Origin of the sequence: Pseudarthrobacter sp. MM222 (assembly GCF_947090775.1) — a bacterium.
Lineage (GTDB): Bacteria > Actinomycetota > Actinomycetes > Actinomycetales > Micrococcaceae > Arthrobacter.
The window spans coordinates 3,412,051-3,435,705 of record NZ_OX352321.1 but is presented as its reverse complement, the minus strand read 5'-3'; the positions used below and the strand labels follow the sequence as shown (position 1 = coordinate 3,435,705).

The 23,655-nt window shown below is 67.4% G+C and carries 21 protein-coding genes; 12 read left to right on the top strand and 9 right to left on the bottom strand.

Translation table 11 applies throughout. From position 1 onward, the window contains the following. Positions 1-54: 54 nt before the first annotated feature. The gene (locus OM977_RS15700) at positions 55-516 is read right to left on the bottom strand and encodes a DUF4383 domain-containing protein (protein ID WP_264354824.1); all 462 of its coding nucleotides are present in this window, start codon (positions 514-516) and stop codon (positions 55-57) included. 196 nt (positions 517-712) lie between these two features. Here OM977_RS15700 and OM977_RS15695 point away from each other — a divergent pair, with 196 nt between their 5' ends. Beyond that, positions 713-1,456, top strand: a complete 744-nt coding sequence (locus OM977_RS15695) for an MBL fold metallo-hydrolase (RefSeq protein WP_264354823.1) — start codon at positions 713-715, stop codon at positions 1,454-1,456. A gap of 71 nt (positions 1,457-1,527) precedes the next feature. Here the strand turns inward: OM977_RS15695 and OM977_RS15690 are convergent, their stop codons facing one another. Next, complete coding sequence (locus OM977_RS15690) at positions 1,528-2,892, bottom strand: ABC transporter substrate-binding protein (protein ID WP_264354822.1); 1,365 nt, start codon at positions 2,890-2,892, stop codon at positions 1,528-1,530. 255 nt (positions 2,893-3,147) lie between these two features. Between OM977_RS15690 and OM977_RS15685 the strand changes: the two genes are divergently transcribed. From OM977_RS15685 to OM977_RS15665, 5 genes are all read left to right on the top strand, one after another. Next, positions 3,148-4,047: a carbohydrate ABC transporter permease gene (locus tag OM977_RS15685; protein ID WP_264357447.1), complete on the top strand. Its 900-nt coding sequence runs from the start codon at positions 3,148-3,150 to the stop codon at positions 4,045-4,047. Next, the gene (locus tag OM977_RS15680) at positions 4,047-5,015 is read left to right on the top strand and encodes a carbohydrate ABC transporter permease (protein ID WP_264354821.1); all 969 of its coding nucleotides are present in this window, start codon (positions 4,047-4,049) and stop codon (positions 5,013-5,015) included. Before OM977_RS15685 ends, OM977_RS15680 begins: the two co-directional genes overlap by 1 nt. An 85-nt stretch (positions 5,016-5,100) precedes the next feature. Then, entirely contained in the window at positions 5,101-6,381 is a 1,281-nt protein-coding gene (gene cobA, locus OM977_RS15675) for a uroporphyrinogen-III C-methyltransferase (protein WP_264354820.1), read from the top strand. 98 nt (positions 6,382-6,479) lie between these two features. After that, on the top strand, positions 6,480-7,946 hold the full coding sequence (locus OM977_RS15670; RefSeq protein WP_264354819.1) for an FAD-dependent oxidoreductase: 1,467 nt from the start codon (positions 6,480-6,482) through the stop codon (positions 7,944-7,946). Positions 7,947-7,993: 47 nt separating this feature from the next. Further along, positions 7,994-8,995, top strand: a complete 1,002-nt coding sequence (locus OM977_RS15665; protein ID WP_264354818.1) for a DNA topoisomerase IB — start codon at positions 7,994-7,996, stop codon at positions 8,993-8,995. 15 nt (positions 8,996-9,010) lie between these two features. Here OM977_RS15665 and OM977_RS15660 read toward each other — a convergent pair whose 3' ends face one another. Further along, positions 9,011-9,838: a DUF1206 domain-containing protein gene (locus tag OM977_RS15660; RefSeq protein ID WP_264354817.1), complete on the bottom strand. Its 828-nt coding sequence runs from the start codon at positions 9,836-9,838 to the stop codon at positions 9,011-9,013. A gap of 38 nt (positions 9,839-9,876) precedes the next feature. Then, on the bottom strand, positions 9,877-10,167 hold the full coding sequence (locus OM977_RS15655) for a hypothetical protein (RefSeq protein ID WP_264354816.1): 291 nt from the start codon (positions 10,165-10,167) through the stop codon (positions 9,877-9,879). Between the two features lie 193 nt (positions 10,168-10,360). Here OM977_RS15655 and OM977_RS15650 point away from each other — a divergent pair, with 193 nt between their 5' ends. Beyond that, positions 10,361-10,897, top strand: coding sequence for a hypothetical protein (locus OM977_RS15650; protein WP_264354815.1), 537 nt, complete (start codon positions 10,361-10,363; stop codon positions 10,895-10,897). 228 nt (positions 10,898-11,125) lie between these two features. On the opposite strand, the gene OM977_RS15645 is transcribed toward OM977_RS15650, so the two are convergent. From OM977_RS15645 to OM977_RS15635, 3 genes are all read right to left on the bottom strand, one after another. Continuing rightward, complete coding sequence (locus OM977_RS15645; RefSeq protein ID WP_264354814.1) at positions 11,126-11,806, bottom strand: FadR/GntR family transcriptional regulator; 681 nt, start codon at positions 11,804-11,806, stop codon at positions 11,126-11,128. Beyond that, positions 11,803-13,032, bottom strand: a complete 1,230-nt coding sequence (locus OM977_RS15640; protein ID WP_264354813.1) for an MFS transporter — start codon at positions 13,030-13,032, stop codon at positions 11,803-11,805. Before OM977_RS15640 ends, OM977_RS15645 begins: the two co-directional genes overlap by 4 nt. A 77-nt stretch (positions 13,033-13,109) precedes the next feature. Then, a complete protein-coding gene (locus OM977_RS15635) occupies positions 13,110-14,552 on the bottom strand; it encodes a PucR family transcriptional regulator (protein WP_264354812.1) in 1,443 nt (480 codons plus the stop codon). Between the two features lie 141 nt (positions 14,553-14,693). On the opposite strand from OM977_RS15635, the gene OM977_RS15630 reads away from it, so the two are divergent. Then, a complete protein-coding gene (locus OM977_RS15630; RefSeq protein ID WP_264354811.1) occupies positions 14,694-16,124 on the top strand; it encodes a gamma-aminobutyraldehyde dehydrogenase in 1,431 nt (476 codons plus the stop codon). 53 nt (positions 16,125-16,177) lie between these two features. Further along, positions 16,178-17,533: a 4-aminobutyrate--2-oxoglutarate transaminase gene (gene gabT, locus OM977_RS15625; RefSeq protein WP_264354810.1), complete on the top strand. Its 1,356-nt coding sequence runs from the start codon at positions 16,178-16,180 to the stop codon at positions 17,531-17,533. A 65-nt stretch (positions 17,534-17,598) separates the two neighbouring features. Here the strand turns inward: gabT and OM977_RS15620 are convergent, their stop codons facing one another. Continuing rightward, positions 17,599-18,390 carry an AMIN-like domain-containing (lipo)protein gene (locus OM977_RS15620; RefSeq protein ID WP_264354809.1) on the bottom strand — a complete coding sequence of 264 codons (792 nt, stop codon included), beginning with the start codon at positions 18,388-18,390 and terminating at the stop codon, positions 17,599-17,601. Between the two features lie 200 nt (positions 18,391-18,590). Here OM977_RS15620 and OM977_RS15615 point away from each other — a divergent pair, with 200 nt between their 5' ends. Beyond that, positions 18,591-19,460 carry a universal stress protein gene (locus OM977_RS15615; protein WP_264354808.1) on the top strand — a complete coding sequence of 290 codons (870 nt, stop codon included), beginning with the start codon at positions 18,591-18,593 and terminating at the stop codon, positions 19,458-19,460. Between the two features lie 36 nt (positions 19,461-19,496). On the opposite strand, the gene rarD is transcribed toward OM977_RS15615, so the two are convergent. Then, complete coding sequence (gene rarD, locus OM977_RS15610) at positions 19,497-20,522, bottom strand: EamA family transporter RarD (RefSeq protein WP_264354807.1); 1,026 nt, start codon at positions 20,520-20,522, stop codon at positions 19,497-19,499. Between the two features lie 174 nt (positions 20,523-20,696). Between rarD and OM977_RS15605 the strand changes: the two genes are divergently transcribed. Together OM977_RS15605 and OM977_RS15600 are read left to right on the top strand one after the other, a co-directional pair. Further along, positions 20,697-22,133 carry an FAD-dependent oxidoreductase gene (locus OM977_RS15605; RefSeq protein WP_264354806.1) on the top strand — a complete coding sequence of 479 codons (1,437 nt, stop codon included), beginning with the start codon at positions 20,697-20,699 and terminating at the stop codon, positions 22,131-22,133. 90 nt (positions 22,134-22,223) lie between these two features. After that, entirely contained in the window at positions 22,224-23,606 is a 1,383-nt protein-coding gene (locus tag OM977_RS15600; protein ID WP_264354805.1) for a GAF domain-containing protein, read from the top strand. The last annotated feature ends 49 nt before the right edge of the window (positions 23,607-23,655 follow it).

The following is a 23,655-nucleotide window of genomic DNA, read 5'->3' as shown; positions in this document are numbered from 1 at the left end:
TTTGGCCGCATGTGGCCTGTCATGGTGTCTCCGTCGTAGCAGGCTCCGTCGTCGTCAGAGTGTCCGCGTCGTCGCGGTTCCGCGGCGGCTGGACGAGAGCGCCAGGCCAATGGCGATCATGCCAAGGCCCAGAACCAGGTGCAGCCAGTTGTCCGCAGTGTTCACCGGGACGAAGTTGGCCGGAGAATTGTGGTCTACCAGGAGCCCGTACAGCCACAGCACGATGTAGATGGCACCCCCGCCGACCAGGTAATTCCGGGCCTGGGCTGGCGTCCGGCCGAGCAGCAACCCCGCCACCCCGAAGAGCAGGTGGACGATGTTGTGCAGGATAGAGACCTGGAACACGCCCAGCAGCAGTGCCCCCGACTCATGCCCGGCCATGCCGAGTGCCTGATAGTTGGCGGTGATCCCGGGGATGAAACCCAGGATGCCGACCAGCACGAATACTGCTCCAACCGCTTGCGCCGCTTTTTGAATGGCGGTGCTACCCGCCGCAGGGCGGCTTGCCGTTGTCATGGTGAACTCCATTTCGCTAGCGGGCCGTCGGGTCCGCGAGCGGAGCCCGACGTCGCTTTTGGTCGCAAGGGCTGGGCGGGATGCCCGACCTGCCTAGATAATAAGACTACTTACTAGCAATCTCCAGAGCCGAAGGTCCCCTCCAAAAGCCTGCAGGCCCTCGGCACTCGAACGAGGACGACGGGAAGGAACATCCATGTCGATAACTGCCGTAGCCGAGGGTGTGCACCTCATTTCGGAAGCACACGTCAATTTCTATCTTGTGGAAAGTGATGAGGGAGTGACGGTGGTTGATTCCGGGCTCCCGGCCATGTGGGGAACGCTCCTCGATGCGCTGCGGAGCCTGGAACGCCGGCTGGACGACGTGCAGGCGGTGGTGCTGACCCACGCCCACTTCGACCATCTCGGATTGGCTCGAAGGCTCCGCACCGACCACCAGGTGCCAGTCTGGGTGCACCGCGAGGATGCCTACATTGCCCGGCACCCGTACCGCTACCGTCACGAGAGATCACGCTTGGTCTTTTCGCTGAGCCACCCGTCCGGTTTGCCGGTGCTCGCCAAGATGGCCCGGGCCGGGGCCCTCCGGGTGCGCGGACTCGAAGACCTCAGCTTCTTCCCGGCCGAGGGTGCACTGCCCGTCCCAGGCCGACCGGAAGTCGTGTTCTCGCCGGGGCACACGAGCGGCCACTGCGCGTTGTTCCTTCGCAGCCGGGGCGTTCTGTTCAGCGGCGATGCCCTGGTGACCCTCGATCCCTACACCGGACGCACCGGGCCCCGGATTGTGGCAGGGGCAGCCACCGCCGACAGCGGCCAAAACCTGGAGTCCCTTACCGCGCTGGAGCGGACCGGGGCGGGGTTGGTGCTACCCGGACACGGTGATCCCTGGACCCGCGGCATTGAGGAGGCCGTTGCTATCGCGCGGCACCATGGACCCGCATAGCCAGGACGCAGGCGGGACCTATCAAGCCGGTCCCGCCTGCGTCGTGCGCGTTAGGCCACGAGGCGTTCTGGCTAGGACCCGGCCTGGTCGAAGGCCCGCTTGGCTGCCGCCTGGGCGTCCGCCAGCGCTTTCTCCGCGCTCTTCTCGCCGAGCAAGGCTGAGGCCACCGCGTTCTTCAATTCGGTCTTGATCGCCTGGCCCGCCGGCGATGCTCCGAGGGACTTCCCGGTGGGCAGGACGTCGTAGAACGTCGCGATCGTTTCGTCGAAACCGGCGTTGCCGCTGGCCTTGACGAACTTGTCCCGGATCAGCTTGTCCGCCGAGGGGGACCCGGTGAAGAGCCCGGTGTTGATGGCTCCTGGGGTGGCCGCGATCTTGTCCGCCCGTGCCGCACCGGCGGCGGACCAGGCGTCATCGGTTACCAGGGACGTCATCCAGGCGCAGGCAGCGTTCGGGTTCTTGGCGCCGGCCGGGATGACGAAGGACGTTCCGCCGGCCACGGTGACCGGGCTCCCGGATTTGTCCTTGAACGGCACGGCGGAGATGTTCAGGCTCTGGGCGTAGGGGGCGAGCACGTTGACGTACCACTGGGCATTCACCTGCGCGGCCACCTGGCTCTTGACGTACTGGTTGTCCTTTCCGAAGGTGTCAAAGGCGTCGGTGAAGCTCTTGACCTTGGCGTAGCCTCCCTGGGCGTCGAGGATCTCCTTCAGGAGGTCAAGGGCCCCGGCGTTTGCGGGGTCATCGAGGGCGGGCGCCCCGTTTTCGTCCATGAGCCGGCCTCCGTTGGCGAGCAGCCACAGCTCGGGCTGGCCGGCGGCAACCGGATCAAGTCCGAGGGTGCTGGGGTTGTCACCGCTGGTCTTGTAGGTCTTGGCGACGGCCGCGAGGAGTTTGTCCTTGTTCGACGTGTCGATCTGGTCCTTGTCCACGCCCGCGGCCTGCAGTACCGACTGGTTGAGGATGATGGCGGCCGGCTGGTAGAACTGCGGCACCGCCCAGATCTGGTCCTTGTATGTGATCTGTTCCGTCACGGCCGGGTAGAACTGCTTGGCCGGGTCCATGCCCTGCGCCGTGAAACAAGCGTCGAGGGGCTTGATCAGTCCCTGCGCGGCGTAGGTGGCCACGAAGGCGCGATCCATCTGCACCACATCCGGCACGTCGCCACTGGCGGCGCGGGTGGTGAATTTCTGGGCGTCGAAAGCTGTCTGGTCCATGGTGATCTGCAGGTCTTTGTGCTGGTCCGCGGCATAAGCCATCCGGGCTTTCCCGACGTCGTCCGCGTTGTCGAAACCCCAGGCATTCAGTGCCCCGGACGCCTCCTTGGAGAATTCCGGCTTCTCCTCCGCACTACCGCTGCTTTGTCCGCCGCATGCCGTGGTAGCAGCCAGGGCCGCTACTACGGCAAGGGCCAGCACAGTCTTCCTTGCGCCCATGGGTTTCCTTCCGTCCATGTTCCAGCCACAATGCCAGAACAAATATGAGTGGAAAGACAGTTGTCTTTCAAAATGTAAGTACACTTGCTATTTCGAAAGCTAGCGTAACCCGGGAGGGCGCGCAAGGCGGCGGGCGGGCCCGCGGTCAGGCGTGCCCACTGCTCCGGGACGGAAGAAACGGAGCACTCTGTGAGCGCAGACCTGGCCCGGAGATCGGGGTCGCAGAGCACTAAACGCCGTGCGCGCAGCGGGAGGGTGAAGTACAACCGCCGCGAAGCGCTGGCCGGCTACCTGTTCATTTCGCCCTGGATCATCGGATTCGTCGTGTTCATGCTGGGAGCGATGGCCTACAGCCTGGTGATCTCCTTCAGCCGGTACAACCTGGCGACCAACGTGGCACGGCCGGTGGGCACAGCCAACTACGCGCTCCTGTTCGACGATCCCAAGGTGGCGCTCTCGCTTGCCAACACGCTTTTCTACGCGGTGCTGGCCGTGCCGCTGGAGATCTGTGTGGCCCTGGGGCTGGCGCTGCTGCTGAACCGGGTTGGCCGGGGTGCCGGCTTCTTCCGGACCGTCTACTACCTCCCCAAGATGACGCCCTCCGTGGCCACAGCGTCGGTGTTCCTGCTGCTGCTCAATGGAAATACCGGGGCCATCAACCAGGCGTTGGGCTTCTTCGGGATCGCCGGTCCGCAGTGGCTGATCGACCCGGCATGGGTGAAACCCTCAATCGTCCTGATGACACTCTGGGGAGTCAGCGGCACCATGGTGATCTTCCTGGCCGCACTCAAGAGCGTGCCGAGGGATCTGTACGAGGTCGCCGCCCTCGACGGTGCCGGGCCGGTACGGAAGTTCTTCTCCATCACGGTCCCGATGATCTCCGGCGCCCTCTTCTTCAACGTCATCGTGCTGACGATCGCGGCCCTGCAGGTGTTTGACCAGGCCTATCTGCTGTTCTGGCGGGACCAGACGAATTCCTCGCCGGAGTCCTCGCTGTTCTACGGCATCTACCTGTTCCAGCAGGCCTTCCGCGAATTCAACTTCGGCTTTGCTTCGGCGATGGCGTGGGTGCTCTTCGTGATCATTCTGCTGATCAGCCTGTTGCAAGTGAAGATCGGCAACCGGTTTGTCTACTACGAGGGGGACAAAAACTGATGGCAACCATAGGAACCACCCCGCCAGGTTCGACGGCCGACGCGCCAGAGGGGCCGGATGCCGCCGGACCGGGCGGACATGCGGGCCAGGCCCGACCAGCCGGGCGGCGGAAGCGTCGCCGGTCGCCGCGTTCGACTGCTGCCCAAGTGGCATTGTGGGCCCTGCTCATCGTCATCAGTGCTGCGTTCCTGTACCCCCTGGTCTGGCTGATCTCGGCGAGCCTGAAACCGCGCGCCGAGGTCTTCGACAACTCCCTGATACCGCGGACCTTCGCTCCCGAGAACTACGTCGAAGTATGGGATCAGTTGCCCCTCCTGCACTGGGTGGGCAACAGCTTCATCATTGCCCTGCTGGCCGCGCTGCTGGTCACCGTCTCCAGTTCAATGGTGGCGTTCGGCTTCGCCTATTTCCGTTTCCCCGGCCGCACCCTCCTGTTCGGCCTGGTGCTCGCCACAATGATGCTGCCGGGCGCCGTCACCATGGTCCCGCAGTACCTGATCTGGAAGAACCTCGGGGTGCTGGGGACCTGGATCCCGATGTTCGGCATGAACCTGTTCGGCTCAGCGTTCTACATCTTCCTGCAGCGCCAATTCTTCCTGGGCCTGCCCCGGGAGCTCTTCGAGGCCGCCCGGATAGACGGTGCGAGCTACTTCGGCCTGTTCCGCCGGATCGCCCTGCCGCTGTCCATCCCCTCGCTCGTGGTGATCTTCATCTTCGAGTTCCAGGCCAGCTGGAACAACCTCCAGTCCGCCCTGATCTACCTCAACGCAGGCTCGGTGGAAGGGTTCACGGCCCCGCTCGGGATCGCCTACGCCATGACCAAATTCAGCCCGACCAACGGCGGCCAGGGCGACTACCAGTACGTCATGGTGGCGACGCTGCTGATCACGCTGCCGATGCTGGTGCTCTTCGCCGTCGGCCAGCGGCACTTTATCGAGGGAGTGGCCACCGAGGGCAGGAAGGGCTGAAACCTATGTGACGGAACGTTACCCCGCGTGAACGGGTGTTTCCGCGCCGTTGTTCCGCTTCAGAACGGGGCCCTATCGTCGATGCATGGCAATTCAGGACATTTACCCCACGGCGCTGCGCCTCCTCGGCCGCCCCGTGCTGGTGGTGGGCGGCGGCCCGGTCGCTGCCCGCCGCGCCAGGGGACTGCTCGACGCCGGCGCCCTCGTCACCGTCGTGGCCCCGCTCGCCTCGCCGGCGCTTCTTGGCCTTGCCGACGCCGGCCTCCTCACCTGGAAGCCGCGCCCGTACCGGACGTCCGACGTCGACGGCGTCTGGTTCGTCCAGACCGCCACCGGCATCCCCGCTGTTGACGCGCAGGTCTCTGCCGACGCGGAAGCGCAGCGCGTCTGGTGCGTCAACGCCTCCGACCATGAATCCTCCGCAGCCTGGACCCCGGCCGTCGCAGTCGTGGACGATATCAAGATCGCCGTAAACGCCGGCGGAGACCCGCGCCGCGCCATGGCCCTCCGCGACGCCGTCGCCACTGCCCTGGAAACCGGCGACCTGCCGTTGCGCCGGCGGCGGGCGTCCGGCGGTTCCGTGGCCCTGGTCGGCGGGGGACCCGGCGACACCGGGCTTATCACGGTCCGCGGACGGCGGCTGCTCGGCCAGGCCGACGTCGTGGTGGCGGACCGTCTGGGCCCCCGCGAACTCCTCGGCGAGCTGGCCCCGGACGTCCGCGTCATCGAAGTTGGCAAGACCCCCGGACACCATCCGGTCCCGCAGTCGGAAATCAACCGGATCCTGGTTGACGAGGCCGTGCAGGGACACCGCGTAGTCCGGCTCAAGGGCGGCGACCCCTACGTTTTGGGCCGCGGCGGCGAGGAAGCCGAGTTCTGCCGGCAGAACGGCGTCGAGGTGGAAGTGGTCCCGGGCGTGACCTCGGCCATCTCCGTTCCGGCCGCCGCGGGAATCCCGGTCACGCACCGCGGCCTCGCCAAAGGCTTCAGCGTGGTCACCGGCCACGAGGAGCTCTCCGAGGTCCCGGCCCGCGCCGATCACACCGTGATCCTGCTCATGGGCGTCGGCCAGCTCCGTGACTCCGCCGCTTCCCTGGCCCGTGCCGGTTTGCCAGCAGGGACACCTGTTGGCATCGTAGAGAATGGCTACCTGCCGAACCAGCGGGTGACCATCGGAACGCTCGGGACAATTGCGGACCAGGCGGAGGCCGCCGGCGTCGCGAACCCTGCCGTGATCGTCATCGGCGACGTCGTCCGCGTCAGCCCGTTCGCGCCGTCGCACTTCAAGACCGCAGACTACAGCACCACCTCCCCGAACGCTCCCCGCACGCCCCGCACCACCAAGTCCCGCGCACTGACCCCGTAGCCCGACCCAACGAGCTCGCAGCAGAGGCCGTTATGAGCCCTCATAACGACCCTTAGCTGCGAATCAGTTGGGCCGGAACAGAAAAAAGGAACACAGCCGTGTCAATCAGCACCCCTGTAGGAACCGCTGCCCGCCCGCTGCGCATCGCCGTCGTCGGCTCCGGACCGGCCGGCGTCTACGCCGCCGACATCCTCACCAAGAGCGAGGCCGTCAAGAGCGGCGAGCTCACCGTGAGCATCGACCTCTTCGACCGCTACCCGGCACCCTACGGCCTGATCCGCTACGGCGTTGCCCCGGACCACCCGCGCATCAAGGGCATCGTCAACGCCCTGCACAAGGTCCTGGACCGCGGCGACATCCGCTTCTTCGGCAACGTGGACTACGGCACGGACCTCTCGCTCGAGGACCTCCGCACCCACTACGACGCCATCATCTTCGCCACCGGCGCCATCAAGGACGCGGACCTGAACATCCCGGGCATCGAACTCGAGGGCTCCTACGGCGGCGCCGACTTCGTCTCCTGGTACGACGGCCACCCCGATGTTTCCCGCGAATGGCCGCTGGACGCCAAGGAGATCGCCGTGATCGGCAACGGCAACGTGGCCCTCGACGTGGCCCGCATGCTCTCCAAGCACGCGGACGACCTCCTGGTCTCCGAGATCCCGGACAACGTCTACGCCGGGCTGAAGTCCTCGCCCGTCACGGACGTGCACGTGTTCGGCCGCCGCGGCCCCGCCCAGGTCAAGTTCACGCCCTTGGAACTGCGCGAACTCTCCCATTCCAAGGACGTGGACATCATCCTCTACGCCGAAGACTTCGAGTTCGACGCCGAATCGGACCGCCAGATCCAGAGCAACAACCAGACCAAGACCATGGTTGGCACCCTCACCAACTGGATCGCCGAACAGCCCGAGGAGCTCTCCGAGCTGACGGCCTCCCGCCGGCTGCACCTGCACTTCCTGCACAGCCCGGTTGAGGTCTACGACGACGCCGAAGCCCCCGGCCGCGTCGCCGGCATCAAGTTCGAACGCACCGAACTTGACGGCACGGGCAACGCCCGCGGCACCGGCGAGTTTGTGGATTACCCGGTCCAGGCCGTGTACCGCGCGATCGGCTACTTCGGGTCCTCGCTGCCGGAGGTGGAGTTCGACCACAGCAAGGGGGTTGTGCCGAACGACGGCGGCCGCGTCCTCGACGCCGCCGGCACCCACGTGCCGGGCATCTACGCGACCGGCTGGATTAAGCGCGGACCCGTGGGCCTGATCGGCCACACCAAGGGCGACGCACTGGAAACCGTGACCTACCTGCTGGAGGACCGCGCACAGCTGCCCCTCGCTGCCGCCCCCGCGCCGGAGGCTGTCGTCGAGCTCCTCACGGGCCGCGGCGTCCAGTACACCAGCTGGGAAGGCTGGCTGGCCCTGGACGAGCACGAGCGTGCCCTGGGCGCCAAGGCAACGGCTGCCGGCGAGTCGCACGGCGTCCCGGTCCAGCGCGAACGCATCAAAGTAGTGCCCCGCGAGGACATGGTGGAGATCTCCCGCGGCGGGGTCGCAGCCCAGCTGTAAGCACCGGGGCTGCCCATTCGCCGTCGGTAGTCAGTAGGCTTACCGTCATGAGGCTCCGTCACAGCAACGCGTCCGGCCGCGGCTACCGCCGGGTTCCCGCCGGTACCGGGTTCAGTTACAAGGACCTGGACGGGTCCACACTGCCCCCGGGACCGGTGCGGGAGCGCCTGGAAGGCATCGGGATCCCGCCGGCCTGGACGGACGTCTGGATCGCCCCGTACGACAACGGGCACATCCAGGCCACCGGCCTCGATGCCGTGGGCCGGCGGCAGTACATCTACCACCCGTCCTGGCGCGAACGGAAGGACCGGCTGAAGTTCGACCGTTCGCTCCAGCTGGCCGAGACGCTCCCTTCCGCGCGCCGCCTGGTGACCATGGACCTGCGCTCCGAGGGCCTGACCCGCGAGCGGGTCCTGGCAGCCGCCTTCCGGATGCTCGACAGCGGGTCCCTGCGGGTCGGCTCGGAGCGCTACACCAACGAAAACGGCAGCCACGGCCTGGCCACCCTGCTCTGCGCCCACGTCAAGGTGCACAAGGACGAGCTCAGACTCAGTTTCCCCGCCAAGAGCGGCAAGACCTGGGAGTCGCGGATCAAGGACGCCGACCTTGCCGCGGTCGTGCGGCAGCTCAAGCGCCGTGGCGGCAACGCGCGGTTGCTGGCCTACAAGGACGGCCGGAGCTGGCACCCGGTAACCAGCGCCGACATCAACGAGTACGTCAAGGAGCGCACGGGGGAGGACTTCACTGCGAAGGACTTCCGCACCCTGCGGGGCACGGTCGCCGCAGCTGTCAGCCTGGCGAAGAGTGGCCCGCAACCCAAGGTGGCGGCCCGGAAGAGTGCCGTGAGTAGCGCCATGCAGGACGCCGCCGCCGTCCTGGGCAACACACCGTCGATCGCCCGGAAGAGCTATGTGGACCCGCGCCTGCTGGACCATTTCGCCGAGGGGGAGACGATCGACGCGAAGCGGCTCGACTCCGCCGAATCCGAGCTCCGGTCGCTGCTCTATCAGGAGGGCGATGTGGTCCCGCTGCGGAAGGCCGCCGGCTGAATCTCCGAGCCGCGGCTACATCCGGCCAAAGCGCGCGCGGACCAGCGCGAACGCCCCGTAGGCAATGAATCCGGCCCCAATGGCCACCAGCAGAACCGGGCCGAAGGGGTGGTCCTGCAGGGCCTTGAGGCTGCCGTCGAGCCCGGTGGACGAGCCCGGGTCATTGGTGGCCGCGGCAATGACGAAGAGCAGCCCGGTCAGGATCAGGGCCACACCCTTGGCGATATGGCCGGCGACGCCCAGGACGCTGACGAGATGGCCGCGGTGCGTTCCCTCGAAATAGCGCAGCTCGTCCTTAAACTTCTTCCCGGCCCCCTTAATGATGAAGTACACCCCGATCCCGATGATTGTCAGGCCGAGGGCGATCAGCACCGGGACGCCGAAGGGGCTCTGCACGAGCGCCCTGCTGAAGTCCCGGGTCGAGTCGCCCGAATCACCCCGGTTGCCGACCGCGAAACCTGCGAAGCTCAGCCCGACGCTGCCGTACGCGATGCTCAGGAAGCCGGAGGAGACGAGCTTTCCCAGCCGCTTGCCGCGCGGGAGGTGGCGGGCGCGCAGCGTTGCCTCGCTGAGCTGCCAGAGCGACAACCCGGCGCAGCCGATGAATCCGGCCCACATCACGGCGGGCCCCCAAGGGTTGGCGGCGAGTTGCTCGATGGCACCGGTCGGCTCGGCCTGGCCCGGGGCACCCAGCACAAGGGCGACGGCGATCGCGCCGATGACGATGTGCAGCAGCGCCATCACGGCGAAACCGGCGCGCGCGACGACGTCGAGCACGGTGCTGTTCGACGCGGCCTCCGCGGCGTCGGCGGCTTCCCCGATGGCCGTTTCATTGGATGGCATCCGCTTGGTCCCCGTTCGTCCGTTCAACTGTTCAATTTTTACCCGTTCATGGGCCCCTCGGGGTGGACTTTTCCCGCGCCCGCACCCACGATCGTCACGGTGCACCGGACGATGAGTCCGCCGGGCGCGGAGTCCACCTCGATCAGGGTCTCGCCCTGTTCGATCACCGCGTACGTTTCCATCCCCGCTTCCACGTCGAAACCGCGCGAGGCGGCGTCCTGCTTCGCGTTCGCCAGCGCCGCTCCGCGGAGGCTGTCCAGGTAGCCCGGCTCGTGGGCCCGCGACGGGTCGCCGAAGGACCAACCGAAGAGGTGACCAGTTTCTTTCATGGCCATGATCTTACGCGCCGGTGCCGCTCTTCCGGGGTTGTCGGCCGCCGAACTCCGGGACTACCAAGATGTTGGTAAGTGTGCTTACTATAGCGGGATCATGCCCGCGGTTTTGGACATGCTCCCGGCGGCAACGGCGTCGGCGGCTGCCGCCGGTACTCCGGATTCGACTAAAAACGATAGGAAGCTCGACATGGCAGGTAATCTCATTGCCCGATCCATTCACGACCTGACGGCTGGCGCCTGGTTCGGCGGCTCGCTGATGGGCGCCATTGGGCTGAACGGTGCCGCGGCGGAGGCCAAGGACCCCGCCGAACGTACCCGGCTTTCGAGCCTGGGCTGGAAGAAGTGGGCGCCCGTCCAGACGGCCGCGTTCAGCGCGCATATCCTTGCCGGGCTCGCCGTCATCTGGGAGAACAAGGACCGGATGGCCAAGCAGGACGGCGTCACCCGGCTGACCATCTACAAGTCCATCGTCACCCTTGCCGGCGCCGCCGTGACGCTGTACGCAGGCCTGCAGGGCACCAAGGTCGAGAAGCTGGCCAACGAGGGCGCTGAAGGGGCAACGGAGCCGAAGCCCGGCGCATCCGACGAACTCCGTTCCGCGCAGCAGCAGTTGAAGGTGCTGCAGTGGGCCATCCCGGTGTTCGCCGGCTGGGTGATCGTGCTCGGTGCCAAGCACGGCGAGATGCAGCGCCCCAAGAACGTCTTCAAGGGCCTCTCCCGCTGATCGGCGGCGCGCCGCTGCCGGGATAGACACAAAGGCCTCCGGACGGAACGTCGGTTCCGACCCGGAGGCCTTTGTCGTGCCGGGCCCCTGCTGCTGGGCGCAGGGGCCGGCCGTTCGAATCCGGCATTGGCAGGCGCCGATGTCAACTCCGGTCAGCGGGCGATTGGGGGCGCTTGGGCTGACCGCTGAGTTGAGCATCTTCCCGTGACCTTGGGAAACCCTTGAACGTTACTCCCGGAGCCACTCCGCACAGGAATTCAGGTTCCGGGTGACGCTCTCGACGGCGGCGGCCTCGTCCCGCGCGGAAATCGCCTCCAGCAACTCACCATGACCCTCATGCGGCAGTCCATCAAACCCTTTCCGGCGCTGCTGCCGGAGCAGATCGGCGGAGAACACGACGCCAAAACTGACATAGAGCTCATGCAGCAGGGGGTTGGCGGACGCCTTGGCCACCATCAGGTGGAAGTCCCAGTCGGCGCTGGCCCAGGTGGAAAAGTCTTCGGCCAGCCAGGCGACGCGGCGCGCCGCCAGCAGTTCGTGCATGGCGGCGATGTCCCCGGCCGTCGCATGGCGGGCAGCGAGCCGTGCCGCCTGGGTGTCGAGCCCCACCCTGACTTCGAGAATGTGCTCCCCGGAATGGTCCTGGTACATCCGCTGGGCGGCGCCGGAAATCTCGCTGGTGGCCCGGACGTAGGTGCCGTCTCCGCGGCGGACGTCCAGCATGCCGCTGTGGGCGAGGGCCTTGATCGCCTCGCGCAGGGTCCCGCGGGAGATCCCGAGGGCGGCCATCAGCTCCGGTTCGGCCGGGATGCGCTGCTGCAGCGGCCATTCCCCGGAGTGGATCAGGGCCCGCAGCTTGGCGGTGACCTCTTCCACCAGCGGGGGCCGGTGCGAAGCGGTGAGGCTCATCGTTGCTCCTTGGGTGAGGCGGTGAGGAGATGGCCGACGGCGATCTGGCCGAGGGCCACCGCCAGCAGCAGAATCAACGGGAGCAGCCAGGAACCGGTGGCGCTGTGCAGCAGGCCCATGCCGAAGGGGCCGAGGGTCGCCAGCAGATACCCGGCCGACTGGGCCACGGTGGACAGCGCGGTGGTCTCCGCGGTGGTCCGGCCGCTGCGGCTGATCATCACCATGACCAGGGGGAAGATGCCGAGCCCGAAGCCGAGCAGGACCGCCGTGAGCGGAGCCCAGTCGACGGGCAGGACCAGCATCGCCAGGACACCGAGCGCCATCGTCACCGTGGCCAGGTAGAACGCGGTCCGCAGCCGCCGGGGGCGGGAGCCGATTCCGACCAGGATCATGCCGGCGGGGACGGACACGAGCTGCATCAGCCCGAACATCAGCCCGCTGCCGGAAGTAGTCATGCCCATGGTGACCAGCAGGTAGGGAAACCAGCTGAGCACCGCGTAGGCCAGCAGCGCCTGCACGGTGAAGCCAAGGGTGATCAGGGCCCCGGTGCGGGTGCGCAGCAGCGGCCAGGGCGCTACCCGGGCTGCCTTGGCCGCGGATGCATTGCGGTGCGCGTACAGGGCAATCGGGACGAAGCCGAGGCACGCGCAGAGGGCCAGGAAGCCGATGGACCCGAGGCCCGCGGAGGCCGATCCGAGCCCCTGCGCCACGGGGACGATCAGTACCGCCACCACCGTGGCGCCCGTCGTCATGGTCACCGTGTAGAGGGCGGTCATGAGCGAGGTGCGGTCCGCGAAGTGCACCCTGATGAAGGACGGCATCGCCACATTGCAGATGGCCAGCCCGGACATGCCCACCACGGTCCCGGCCAGCAGCATCCCGGTCGACGGGACGCCGCGCAGCAACAGGCCAGCGGCCAGCATCACCAGGGACAGCAGGATGGCCTTCTCGAGCCCGAGGCGCCGGGTGAGCCAGGACGTGGCGGCACCCGCCACGGCGAAACACAGGGTGGGGATGGACGGGATGACGGCGGCGATCAGCGGCCCGTAGCCCAGCACTGCCTGCAGGTCGTGCAGCAGGGCGGCCGCCCCGGTGATTCCAGCCCGCAGGTTGAGCCCGATCAGCACGAGCGCGACGACGCCGGCCACAAGTGCGCCCCGCGGCCGGGCTGGTGCGGTGGAGCGTGCGTTCTCGGAAAGGGCGGACTCCGCCGTGCTGCTAGCCATGCTTACCATGTTTAAAGGTTAGACGTTTGACGTTTGGGCACCCGACTTTTATGACGCACGCCTCACCGGGATGCCCGTCAGCGCGGGTGGCGGGCCCCCAGCCGTTGCACGGCGAGCGCCAGCCACAGCTGCACCCGGTCCGGCGTCTGGGCGGGGTCATAGCCGGTCAGCTCGGTAATCTGGGCCAGCCGGTAGCGGACGGTGTTCCGGTGCAGCGTCAGTTCCTCGGCGACGGCGGCCACCGAGCCGTTGTTGGTGAGGTAGCTTTCCAGGGTGGTCATCAGCTCCGCCCCGTGCGTGGCGTCGAAAGTGCGGAGCGGATTCAGGGACTCGTTCGCCATGTCGGCCAGCGGCACATCCTCGCTGGCCAGCAGCAGCGAGGTCAGGCTGAGCCGCTCCGGCTCGTTGACGGGCAGGCCGTGGCTGACCGCATCGCGGGCCTCGAAGTAGCTCCAGCGCAGGCCGTTCGGCTTTGTGTAGGCCCCGCCGATTCCGATTGTCGCGTGGAGCCCGGCCTCGGCCAGGTGGTCGCTGAGGCCGCGGGCCAGCGCGCTGGCCCCGCTGCCGTCGTCGGGAATGACCGCGATCAGATCCTTGCCGACGACGGCGCTCACCGCCTTGTCCAGCGGCTGCGGCAGCGAGGTGCTGCCGAGCTGTTTGGCGTGTGCCGCAGATTCGGCGAGCAGCACCACGTTCTTGCGGGTGCTGTTGATGCCGATGCCGGCGAGCCGGCGGGTGGCCTCACTGGAATCAAGGGTTCCGTGGATCACGTCCTCGAGGACCTGCCCGGCCAGGGCGCGCTGCGACTGCCGCTGCTTGACCATGTTGTTCAGCTCGACGCTGATCAGGTTCTGGGCGTAGCCAACGATGCCGGAATCTTCGAAGGGCTGCTTGATCCAGAGGGTGCAGGCGTCGCGGCGGCCCGTGGGGATGGGGTACGAAGCCCAGCCGTCCGCGTTGGGAGCGGGATTGCCGGCCACGCTGTTATAGAGCTGGGCGGTGAACTGGGTCAGTACAATCTCGGTGCGAAGCATCGAGCCGAGGTGCTTGAGCAGCTCGGCCAGGCCGCCGCCGGTCAGGAGGGCCCGGGCAAGGATCTGGTGCCCGGCGATGAGGCGCTCCAGCTTGCCGTAGTGGTCCGCGGACTGTGCGTCGGCCACGAGTTTCCCGATGGCGATGAAAGGGGTCTCGTACGGGACTTCCACCACCGGCAGGCCCCAGCGGTTGGCCTCGGCGACCAGGGCCGGAGGTACCACCTCGTGCGTCAGTCCGATTCCGAAGCCGATTCCCACGGCGCCGGCCCGCTGGACCTGCCGGACGAAGCGCCGCTGGTCCGCCGCGCTGCGCAGCCGCATGCCCGTGGTGAGGACGAGTTCACCGCCGTTGAGGAACCGCTGCGGGTCCTCCTGCTCGGTGACGGCCACCCAGTGGATGTCCTGGTGCCAGGTGGTTTCGGCGAGGCCTGCCTTGGTGAGCTGCAGGGACGGGACCCCGAGCAGGGCGGCGAGTGAAATGGCCATGGCTTCAGGATAGCGGGGGCTGGTCAAGCGCACTAAACTCCGGCGGATACGGTGTGCAGGTGACTATTCCCTGCGGATCGGCGCTGGCATAGGCTCGGAGCAGTCTAAATGGGCCCTCCAGCACGAAAGAGGTTGTACACCGTGGTTCAAACCTTGCAGAACTTCATCAACGGCGAGTTCGTTACTCCCGCCGGCACCGGGACACTGGACATCGTCAATCCCACCAACGGTGAAGTGGTGGCGAAATCGCCCATCTCCGGGGCCGCCGACGTCGACGCCGCCATGACGGCGGCGCAGGATGCCTTCAAGAGCTGGAAGCACGCGACGCCCGCGCACCGCCAGCTTCTGCTGCTCAAGCTTGCCGACGCCATCGAAGCGAACAGCGACGAAATCGTCGAGGCCCAGCACCGGAACACCGGTCAGGTCCGCTCCCTGATCGCCGCCGAGGAGGTTGCCGCCGGCGCGGACCAGCTGCGCTTCTTTGCCGGCGCCGCCCGCCTCCTCGAAGGCAAGTCCGCCGCGGAGTACCTCGAGGGACACACCTCCTACGTCCGGCGCGAACCGATCGGCGTCGTGGCCCAGGTTGCGCCGTGGAACTATCCGTTCCTGATGGCCGTCTGGAAGATCGGTCCCGCCCTGGCGGCCGGCAACACCGTGGTGCTCAAGCCCTCGGACACCACGCCCGAGTCCACCCTGGTCCTGGCCCGCCTGACCGGCGACATCTTCCCGGCCGGCGTCCTGAACGTCGTGCTCGGCACCGGCGAGACCGGCGCCATGATGGTGGAGCACAAGGTTCCCGGGCTGGTCTCCATCACCGGGTCCGTCCGGGCCGGCATCGCCGTCGCCTCGGGAGCCGCCAAGGGACTCAAGCGCGCCCACCTGGAACTCGGCGGCAAGGCCCCGGCCATCGTGTTCAAGGACGCGGACGTCAAGAAGAGCGCCGCCGCCATCGCAGAATTCGCATTCTTCAACGCCGGCCAGGACTGCACCGCGATCACCCGCGTGCTGGTCCAGGACGAAGTGCACGACGACGTTGTGGCGGCCATGGTGGAGCACACCAAGACCCTGCACACCGGCTCGCAGAACGACGAGGACAACTACTTCGGCCCGCTGAACAACGTGAACCACTTCAACGCCGTCACCGCCGTCGTGGCGTCCCTGCCCGAGAACTGCAAAATCGAAATTGGCGGCCACCGTGCAGGCGAAAAGGGATTCTTCTTCGAACCCACCATCGTCACCGGGGCAAAGCAGAGCGATGACATCGTCCAGCAGGAAACGTTCGGGCCGGTCATCACGGTGCAGAAGTTCAGCACCGAGGCGGAAGCCGTTGAGCTGGCCAACGACGTCGAGTACGCCCTGGCCTCCAGCGTCTGGACCACCGACCACGGAACCGCCATGCGCGTGAGCCGCGACCTGGACTTCGGCGCGGTGTGGATCAACACGCACATCATGCTTACCGCCGAAATGCCGCACGGCGGCTTCAAGCAGTCCGGCTACGGCAAGGACCTGTCCATGTACGGCGTCGAAGACTACACGCGCATCAAGCACGTGATGTCTGCGTTGGACGCATAACGCAGTCACTCAAACGCCGTCGCATAACTCCCCCCGCTGAGAAAGGCTTTCCCATGACCACCACCGCACATGACATCACCTACCGTCTTGAGCAGAAACGCCGTGTCCAGGCGGACTTCCCGGGCCCCAAGTCCCTCGCCTTGACCGCCCGCCGCAAGGCCGTTGTGGCCGCCGGCGTTGCGTCCAGTGTCCCCGTCTTCGTCGCCGACGCCGACGGCGGCATCATCCACGACGTCGACGGCAACTCCTTCATCGACCTCGGCTCCGGCATCGCCGTGACCAGCGTCGGCGCCTCGGATCCGGCCGTCGTCGGAGCCGTCAAGGAGGCCGTGGAGCACTTCACCCACACCTGTTTCATGGTCACGCCGTACGAGGGCTATGTCGCCGTCGCCGAGCAGCTGAACCGTCTCACCCCCGGCGACCACGAGAAGCGCACGGTGCTCTTCAACTCCGGCGCCGAGGCTGTCGAAAACGCCGTGAAGGTGGCCCGGCTGGCCACCGGCCGGGACGCCGTCGTCGCGTTCGACCACGCCTACCACGGCCGCACCAACCTGACCATGGCGCTGACCGCCAAGGCCATGCCGTACAAGACCAATTTCGGCCCGTTCGCGCCCGAGGTCTACCGGATGCCGATGAGCTACCCGTACCGCGAGGAAAACCCGGAGATCACCGGCGCCGAGGCCGCCAAGCGCGCCATCACCATGATCGAGAAGCAGATCGGCGGCGAGCAGGTTGCCGCGATCATCATCGAGCCCATCCAGGGCGAGGGCGGCTTCATTGTCCCCGCCGAGGGCTTCCTTCCGGCGCTGGCAGCGTGGGCCAAGGACAAGGGCATCGTCTTCATCGCCGATGAGGTCCAGTCCGGCTTCTGCCGCACCGGCGAATGGTTCGCCGTGGACCATGAAGGTGTGGTGCCGGACATCATCACGATGGCAAAGGGCATCGCCGGCGGCATGCCGCTGTCCGCGATCACGGGCCGGGCTGACCTGCTCGACGCCGTTCACCCGGGCGGCCTCGGCGGCACCTACGGTGGCAACCCGGTGGCGTGCGCCGCGGCGCTGGCCTCAATCGGCTCGATGGAGCAGTACGACCTCAACGCCCGCGCCAAGCACATCGAGGAGCTCGCCCTCGGCAGGATGCGGGACCTCGCGTCTGAGCAGTCGGTCATCGGTGACGTCCGCGGCCGCGGCGCCATGCTCGCGATCGAACTGGTCCAGGCCGGCTCCAAGGAACCGAACCCGGAACTGACCAAGGCCGTTGCCGCGGCCTGCCTCAAGGAGGGTGTCATCATCCTCACCTGCGGCACCTACGGCAACGTCATCCGGCTGCTCCCGCCGCTGGTCATCAGCGACGAGCTGCTGCTGGACGGACTTGAGGTCCTGGCCGCGGCCATCAAGGCCAACGCCTAACAGGCAAGCAAGCCAGCAGAAGAGCCGCCGACCACAGGTCCGCGGCTCTTCTGCCGTATCAGCCGCTATTTCCAGGGGGAAGAGTCCAGCTGAAGAGCCACCACGTACAGGTGCTGGCCCTGCTGGATCTTTTCGACCTCGTACACGCGCACCCTGGTCTCCGGAACAGCCGGCATCGGGCGGCCGACGCCGAGTCCGTAGCTGAGCACCCCTTCGAAGTCGCCGGCCGGCGCATAGCTGGTGAGGGCCTTATAGCCGACGCCGGGTGGGGGAGCGCTCGTGACGGTGCTCGCGGTCCCGTCGGCGGTGTGCGCCTGGGCGCCGCGGAACACCACCTTGAGGATGGCGCCCGCGCCCGGCAGCGGGACGGGCAGTCCGCTGCCGTCGGCGAGCAACTCGGGCACAAACTCGATGTCGTAGCTCGGGAAGCCTCCGGTGAACCGGAAGCTCAACTGGTCATAAGGCGGGGTCTCGGACGCGTGCTGGCCAGCGCCGATCGCGTACAGCGTGGGCAGCGGAGCCGCCGGCGGGGATGCGATCGGCACCGGATTGTCGTGCGTGGCCTTGAACGTCCGGCCCGGCCCGGGCCAGGACCAGTCGAGGGCGATACTGCTCGCGATCACCCTGTCGCCGCTCTGCGGCGGCCCGATCTCGTCCGTGTCCCCGGGCGGCGCCGCCATGGACGGAACCGCGGTGGGCGTGCCGGTGGGCGTTGCCGGGGCTGACGCCGTTCCGGTCTGGCTGGTGCCGCCGGGCTGCGGAGCGGGCGGGGTGCAGGCCGGCAGGAGCAGCAGCAGTCCCAGGATCCCCGGCACGAAGGTGCTGGCCCGAAATTTCCGACTACTGGCTGCACTCACGCTGAGCTCCCCTCGACCGTCCCAGCGTAGGCCGGAAGAGATTCCCCTGCTCAGGGCCGAAAGTCACCTGCCTCACGGGATATTCGACGCACCGCTGGACTAGAGTCGTTCCTACCACTGCAGAAACGCAGACCGGCCAATGTCGCCCGGAAACCCCGGAGCATGGCTGGCTTCTGCCCAGACCCATAAGGGGTTCATCCATGCGATACGTAGTTGGCTATACACCCAACGAACGCGGCGCCGACGCCGTAGCCCTGGCCTCGGCCATGGCCCGCGCCCAGGGGGCGCACCTTGACTTGGTTTATGTGGCGGACCGGCGTGCCGCCAGCGCCGCTCCGAAGGCCGAGGGGACCGGCAGCGCCGCCGGGCAGGAAGCGCTGGCCGCGGAGCGCGAAGGGCTGGCGCTGGTACCGACGGACCTCGAGGCAAAGTTCCACGTCCGGCAGGCCGAGTCGTTCGCCGCGGGCCTGATCGATGCGGCCGTGGAATTCGAGGCCGGCCTGATCGTGGTGGGCGCGGCGAACAACGGTCTCTTCAAGCGGTACAGCGTGGGAAGCGTGGCCAACGCCCTGCTCCATGCGTCGCCTGTCCCGGTGGCGCTGGCGCCGCGCGGCTACCGCCGCACGGACCCGATCACGCGGCTGACTCTCGCCGTGGGCCGGCGCACCGGCGCGGAGGCGGCGATCGACGTGGCGATCGAATCCGCGGGACGCCGCGGCGTCCCGTTGCGGCTCGTCTCGCTCGTGGAGCTCGATGCCGCAGGGGACAGCGGGGAGAACATCAACGCTGCCCATATCCACGCCAACACAGTTCTGACGGAGGCTTCACGCCGGCTGCCGGCGGGACACAACGCCGGCGTTGAAGTGGCACACGGCAGGACCATCGAGGAAGCAATCGACGACCTTGAGTGGGACGGCGGCGAAATCCTGATCGTGGGCTCGTCGCGGCTCGGGGAAAAGAACAAGCTCTTCATCGGCAGCACGGCCAACAAGGTCCTGCGCGCCCTGCCGGTCCCGATGGTGGTGGTCCCGCGGGACTACGAACCCGTGGCTTCCAGCCCGGAGGTATGACCGCCGCACCGACCGGTGCCGCCGTCGGGGGATACCTCAGGCGGCGGCGCGGGCCTGCTTCCGGCTGACGGAGTTCTTCCGGGTGGTGAGCAGCATGTCCACGGTGAGGACCAGGAGTGCAAGCCAGACGACGCCGAACCCGATCCAGCGCTCAGTGGTCATGGCTTCCTTGAACACGGCCAGGGCCACGATGAACTGCAGGACCGGCGCGAAGTACTGCAGCAGTCCGATGGTGGTCATCGGCAGGCGGCGCGCGGAGGCACCGAAGAACAGCAGCGGCACGGCGGTGATGATGCCCGACGCCGCGAGCAGCCAGAAGTGGCCGGCACCATTGGTGGACAGCGTGGCGGCCCCGCTGACCGCCAGGAAGATCATGGTGGCCGCGGCGAGCGGCGCCAGCACAATCGTCTCCACGGAGAGGCTGGTGATCGCATCCGCGCGGGGCCCCACCCGCTTTTTGACGAAGCCGTAGAGGCCGAAGCTCAGGGCCAGGGTCAATGCGATCCACGGCAGTTTCCCGTAGGAGACAGTCAGGACGCCGACGGCAACGAAACCGATGACGACGGCGGCCCACTGCAGCGGGCGGAGCTTCTCTTTAAGCACGAAGACGCCCAGCAACACGGAGACGAGCGGATTGATGAAGTAGCCCAGCGAGGCCTCCACGGCCTGGCCGGTGGTCACGCCGTATGTGTAGGTCAGCCAGTTCACCGCAATCAAACCGGCTGCGAGGGCAAGCGGGCCGATTACCGTGCGGTTACGGAACGCGGCCCCGAGCACCCGCCAGGAGCGCGTGACCGTGATCAGCAGGGTGCAGAACAGCAGCGACCAGACCACGCGGTTGGCGACGATCTCGACCGCGCCGGCCGGGGCCAGCACGAAGAAATACAGCGGCAGCAGCCCCCACAGCCCGTAGGCGCCGATGCCGAACAGGACGCCCGCCGTCGTGTCCTTGTCCACGGCCTTGAGCGCCGCAGGCTGCGTCCGCGCAGGGCTTCCCGATGGTGTGGCGGCATCCGGGGCGGTCAGCGTGGCTGGGGAGAACGATCCGTCGGGTTTAGGCACAAGATCAATAACACCACCGCTGCCGCCGGTATTCCGGCCGATTGGTTCCCGGCGCAGGGCACGGGCCCTGCGATCTCAGTCACCCGGCACCCCACCGGTTCCCGCGGACATTTAGAATAGGGAGTTGTGCGCTGCATGACCTGGCGCAGTCGCCAAGACTCAGAAGGGCTACCGGTGTCCAACTCGGCCGAATCCACGTCCAAACGTCCGCTCCGCGTTGCGATTGTCGGCGCAGGACCGGCCGGCGTCTATGCCGCGGACATCCTGACCAAATCCAATGAGGTCAAGGACGGCGATTTCGAGGTCAGCATCGACCTCTTCGAGGCTTACCCGGCGCCCTATGGCCTGATCCGGTACGGAGTGGCCCCGGACCACCCCCGGATCAAGGGCATTGTCAACGCCCTGCACAAGGTGCTGGACCGCGGCGACATCCGGTTCCTCGGCAACGTAACTTACGGCCGCGACCTGACCCTGCACGATTTCCGCTCGTTCTACGACGCCGTGATCTTCTCCACCGGCGCCATCAAGGATGCGGAGCTTGACATCCCCGGGATTGGGCTCGAGGGCTCCTTCGGCGGGGCCGATTTCGTCTCTTGGTACGACGGCCACCCGGACGTGCCGCGCGACTGGCCGCTGGAGGCCAAGGAAATCGCGGTGGTCGGCAACGGCAACGTGGCTCTGGACGTTGCCCGCATGCTGGTCAAGCACGCCGAGGAACTCCTGGTCACCGAAATCCCCGACAACGTCTACCGGGCGCTCAGGAATTCCCCGGTCACGGATGTCCATGTGTTCGGCCGCCGCGGCCCGGCCCAAGTGAAGTTCACCCCGCTGGAACTGCGCGAACTCTCCCATGCCAAGGACGTGGACATCGTCCTGCACCCGGAGGACTTTGAGTTCGACGAGGCCTCCGACGAGGCGATCCGCAGCAACAACCAGATCCGCACCATGGTCAACACCCTGACGAACTGGCTTGTCGAGGAGCATGCTGAGGCCGAGGAGCCGTCCTCCCGCCGGCTGCACCTGCACTTCCTGCATAGCCCGGTCGAGATCTACGACGATCCCGCCAGCCCCGGCAAGGTTGCGGGAATGAAGTTCGAGCGGATGCAGTTGGACGGCACCGGAAACGTCAAGGGCACGGGGGAGTTTCTCGACTACCCGGTGCAGGCCGTCTACCGGGCGATCGGCTACCACGGCTCGCCGCTGGACGAACTGGAATATGACTCCAAGCGCGGCGTCATCCCCAACGAGGGCGGGCGGGTGCTCAATGCCGAGGGCAACCCCGTGCCCGGCATCTACGCCACCGGCTGGATCAAACGCGGGCCCGTCGGCCTGATCGGCCACACCAAGGGCGACGCGCTGGAGACCATCGGATTCCTGCTTGAGGACCGGCTGACCCTGCCCCCGGCACAGAACCCGGACCCGCAGGCCATCATCGATCTCCTCGAGGAACGGGGCATCGAATACACGACGTGGGAGGGCTGGATCAAGCTCGACGCCCATGAGCTGGCACTGGGGGAGGAGTGGTCCGCCGCGGAGGACGCCAGCGGCATTGTCCGCGAACGCGTCAAGGTGGTTCCTCGCGAGGACATGATCGAGATCTCCCGCGGCTAGCCGGGCCCTAGCCGGGGCGCGGTCAGGCCATTAGACTTGCCGGACGCGGCTGCCTCCGGCAGGTCGTCGTGCCCGTCAGGTGGGAGTTCAATGAGGAATCCGGTCCATCCGGCAGCGCCCGGTGGCTACACCGTTGACCTGCGCCAAAAGTTTGCCCGCACTGGCCATGAGCAGCTGGACTCCCGGGGCCTGCTCTTCCCGGACCCCCGGCAGCTGCCCGGGCTCAGCCCCGTAATCCAGGAATCATGGCGGCGGTCGGCCCAGCTGCGCGCCAATCCGGACAATCCCGAGGCGCCGCTGGCAATGGACCGCGAGGAACTGGAAGAGTACCGGCGCCAGCATCCGCTGGCCGCGATCATGCCGGTCATCCACAAGCTGCTGGTCCTGCCCAGCCACGACAGCGGGATGCTGGTGGCAGTGGGCGACGAGCTGGGCCGGCTGCTCTGGGTTGAGGGCGACGCCGACATGCAGCATAAGGCCGAGGGCATGATGTTCGTTCCGGGCGCGGACTGGTCCGAGGCGACCGTTGGTACCAGTGCCCCCGGCACCGCGCTTGCCCTGGGCCGCGGGATCCAGATCTCGGGAGCGGAGCACTACAAGCGCTCCGTCCATCCGTGGAGCTGCACGGCCGTGCCGTTCCACGATCCCGATTCCGGCGCCCTCCTCGGCGTCGTCGACATCACCGGCACCGAGTCTGCCGTAGCGCCGCACACCCTGTCCCTGGTCGAAGCCACTGTCGCCGCGGCGCAGGCCCACCTGCGGGTGGAACGGCTCCAGCAGGCCGCAGCGAATCGGACGCCGCCGGCCCGGCGGCGCGGCCCGGCCGCTCCGGCGGCTGCCGGCGCCGGGGCGGCCACGCGGGACGCCACGAGCCTGTACCGCAACAGCCTCCAGCTCCTCGGCCGGGACCAGGCGCTGCTGAGCATCGACGGCCGGACCGTCGCCCTGTCCGCACGGCACAGCGAAATCCTGGTGCTGCTGAGCACGCACCCGGAGGGGCTGAACGCCGAAGAGCTCTGCTCGCTGCTGTACCCGGGGGCGGCGTCCACCATGACGCTGCGGGCCGAGATGGTGCGCCTGCGCAAGGTCCTCCAGCAGCTCAACCCGGACGCGGTCCCCGAATCCCGGCCCTACCGGCTGCCCGTGGATCTGGTGCCGGACGCCGGCCAGGTCCTCAGTTGCCTGCAGCGGGGCGCCCACCGGATCGCCTTGGAGATCTACCGTGGCGCGGTCCTCCCACGCTCGGAAGCGCCCGGCATCACCGAATTGCGGAGCCGGGTCTCCTCCCTGCTGCGGGAGGCAGTGCTGACCGACGGGAGTGCCGAGTCACTGCTGAAGTACGCCGGGCTGCCGGAGGCAAGGGACGACGTCGAGGTCCGGCTCGCGGCGCTGAAGCTGCTGCCGCCCCGCTCGCCCCGGCGGGCCGCCGTCGTCGCCGATCTTGAACGGCTGGACGCGGAACTCAGCGCGTGACGCCAGGGCGTGATCCGGCTCACTTAGGTTGCAACCTGACTGCAACCTC

Coding starts and splice junctions, on each gene's coding strand:
- OM977_RS15700 (WP_264354824.1), bottom strand. CDS start 516: ATGACAACGGCAAGCCGCCCTGCGGCGGGTAGCACCGCCATTCAAAAA.
- OM977_RS15695 (WP_264354823.1), top strand. CDS start 713: ATGTCGATAACTGCCGTAGCCGAGGGTGTGCACCTCATTTCGGAAGCA.
- OM977_RS15690 (WP_264354822.1), bottom strand. CDS start 2,892: ATGGGCGCAAGGAAGACTGTGCTGGCCCTTGCCGTAGTAGCGGCCCTG.
- OM977_RS15680 (WP_264354821.1), top strand. CDS start 4,047: ATGGCAACCATAGGAACCACCCCGCCAGGTTCGACGGCCGACGCGCCA.
- cobA (WP_264354820.1), top strand. CDS start 5,101: ATGGCAATTCAGGACATTTACCCCACGGCGCTGCGCCTCCTCGGCCGC.
- OM977_RS15665 (WP_264354818.1), top strand. CDS start 7,994: ATGAGGCTCCGTCACAGCAACGCGTCCGGCCGCGGCTACCGCCGGGTT.
- OM977_RS15660 (WP_264354817.1), bottom strand. CDS start 9,838: ATGCCATCCAATGAAACGGCCATCGGGGAAGCCGCCGACGCCGCGGAG.
- OM977_RS15655 (WP_264354816.1), bottom strand. CDS start 10,167: ATGAAAGAAACTGGTCACCTCTTCGGTTGGTCCTTCGGCGACCCGTCG.
- OM977_RS15650 (WP_264354815.1), top strand. CDS start 10,361: ATGGCAGGTAATCTCATTGCCCGATCCATTCACGACCTGACGGCTGGC.
- OM977_RS15645 (WP_264354814.1), bottom strand. CDS start 11,806: ATGAGCCTCACCGCTTCGCACCGGCCCCCGCTGGTGGAAGAGGTCACC.
- OM977_RS15640 (WP_264354813.1), bottom strand. CDS start 13,032: ATGGCTAGCAGCACGGCGGAGTCCGCCCTTTCCGAGAACGCACGCTCC.
- OM977_RS15635 (WP_264354812.1), bottom strand. CDS start 14,552: ATGGCCATTTCACTCGCCGCCCTGCTCGGGGTCCCGTCCCTGCAGCTC.
- gabT (WP_264354810.1), top strand. CDS start 16,178: ATGACCACCACCGCACATGACATCACCTACCGTCTTGAGCAGAAACGC.
- OM977_RS15615 (WP_264354808.1), top strand. CDS start 18,591: ATGCGATACGTAGTTGGCTATACACCCAACGAACGCGGCGCCGACGCC.
- OM977_RS15600 (WP_264354805.1), top strand. CDS start 22,224: ATGAGGAATCCGGTCCATCCGGCAGCGCCCGGTGGCTACACCGTTGAC.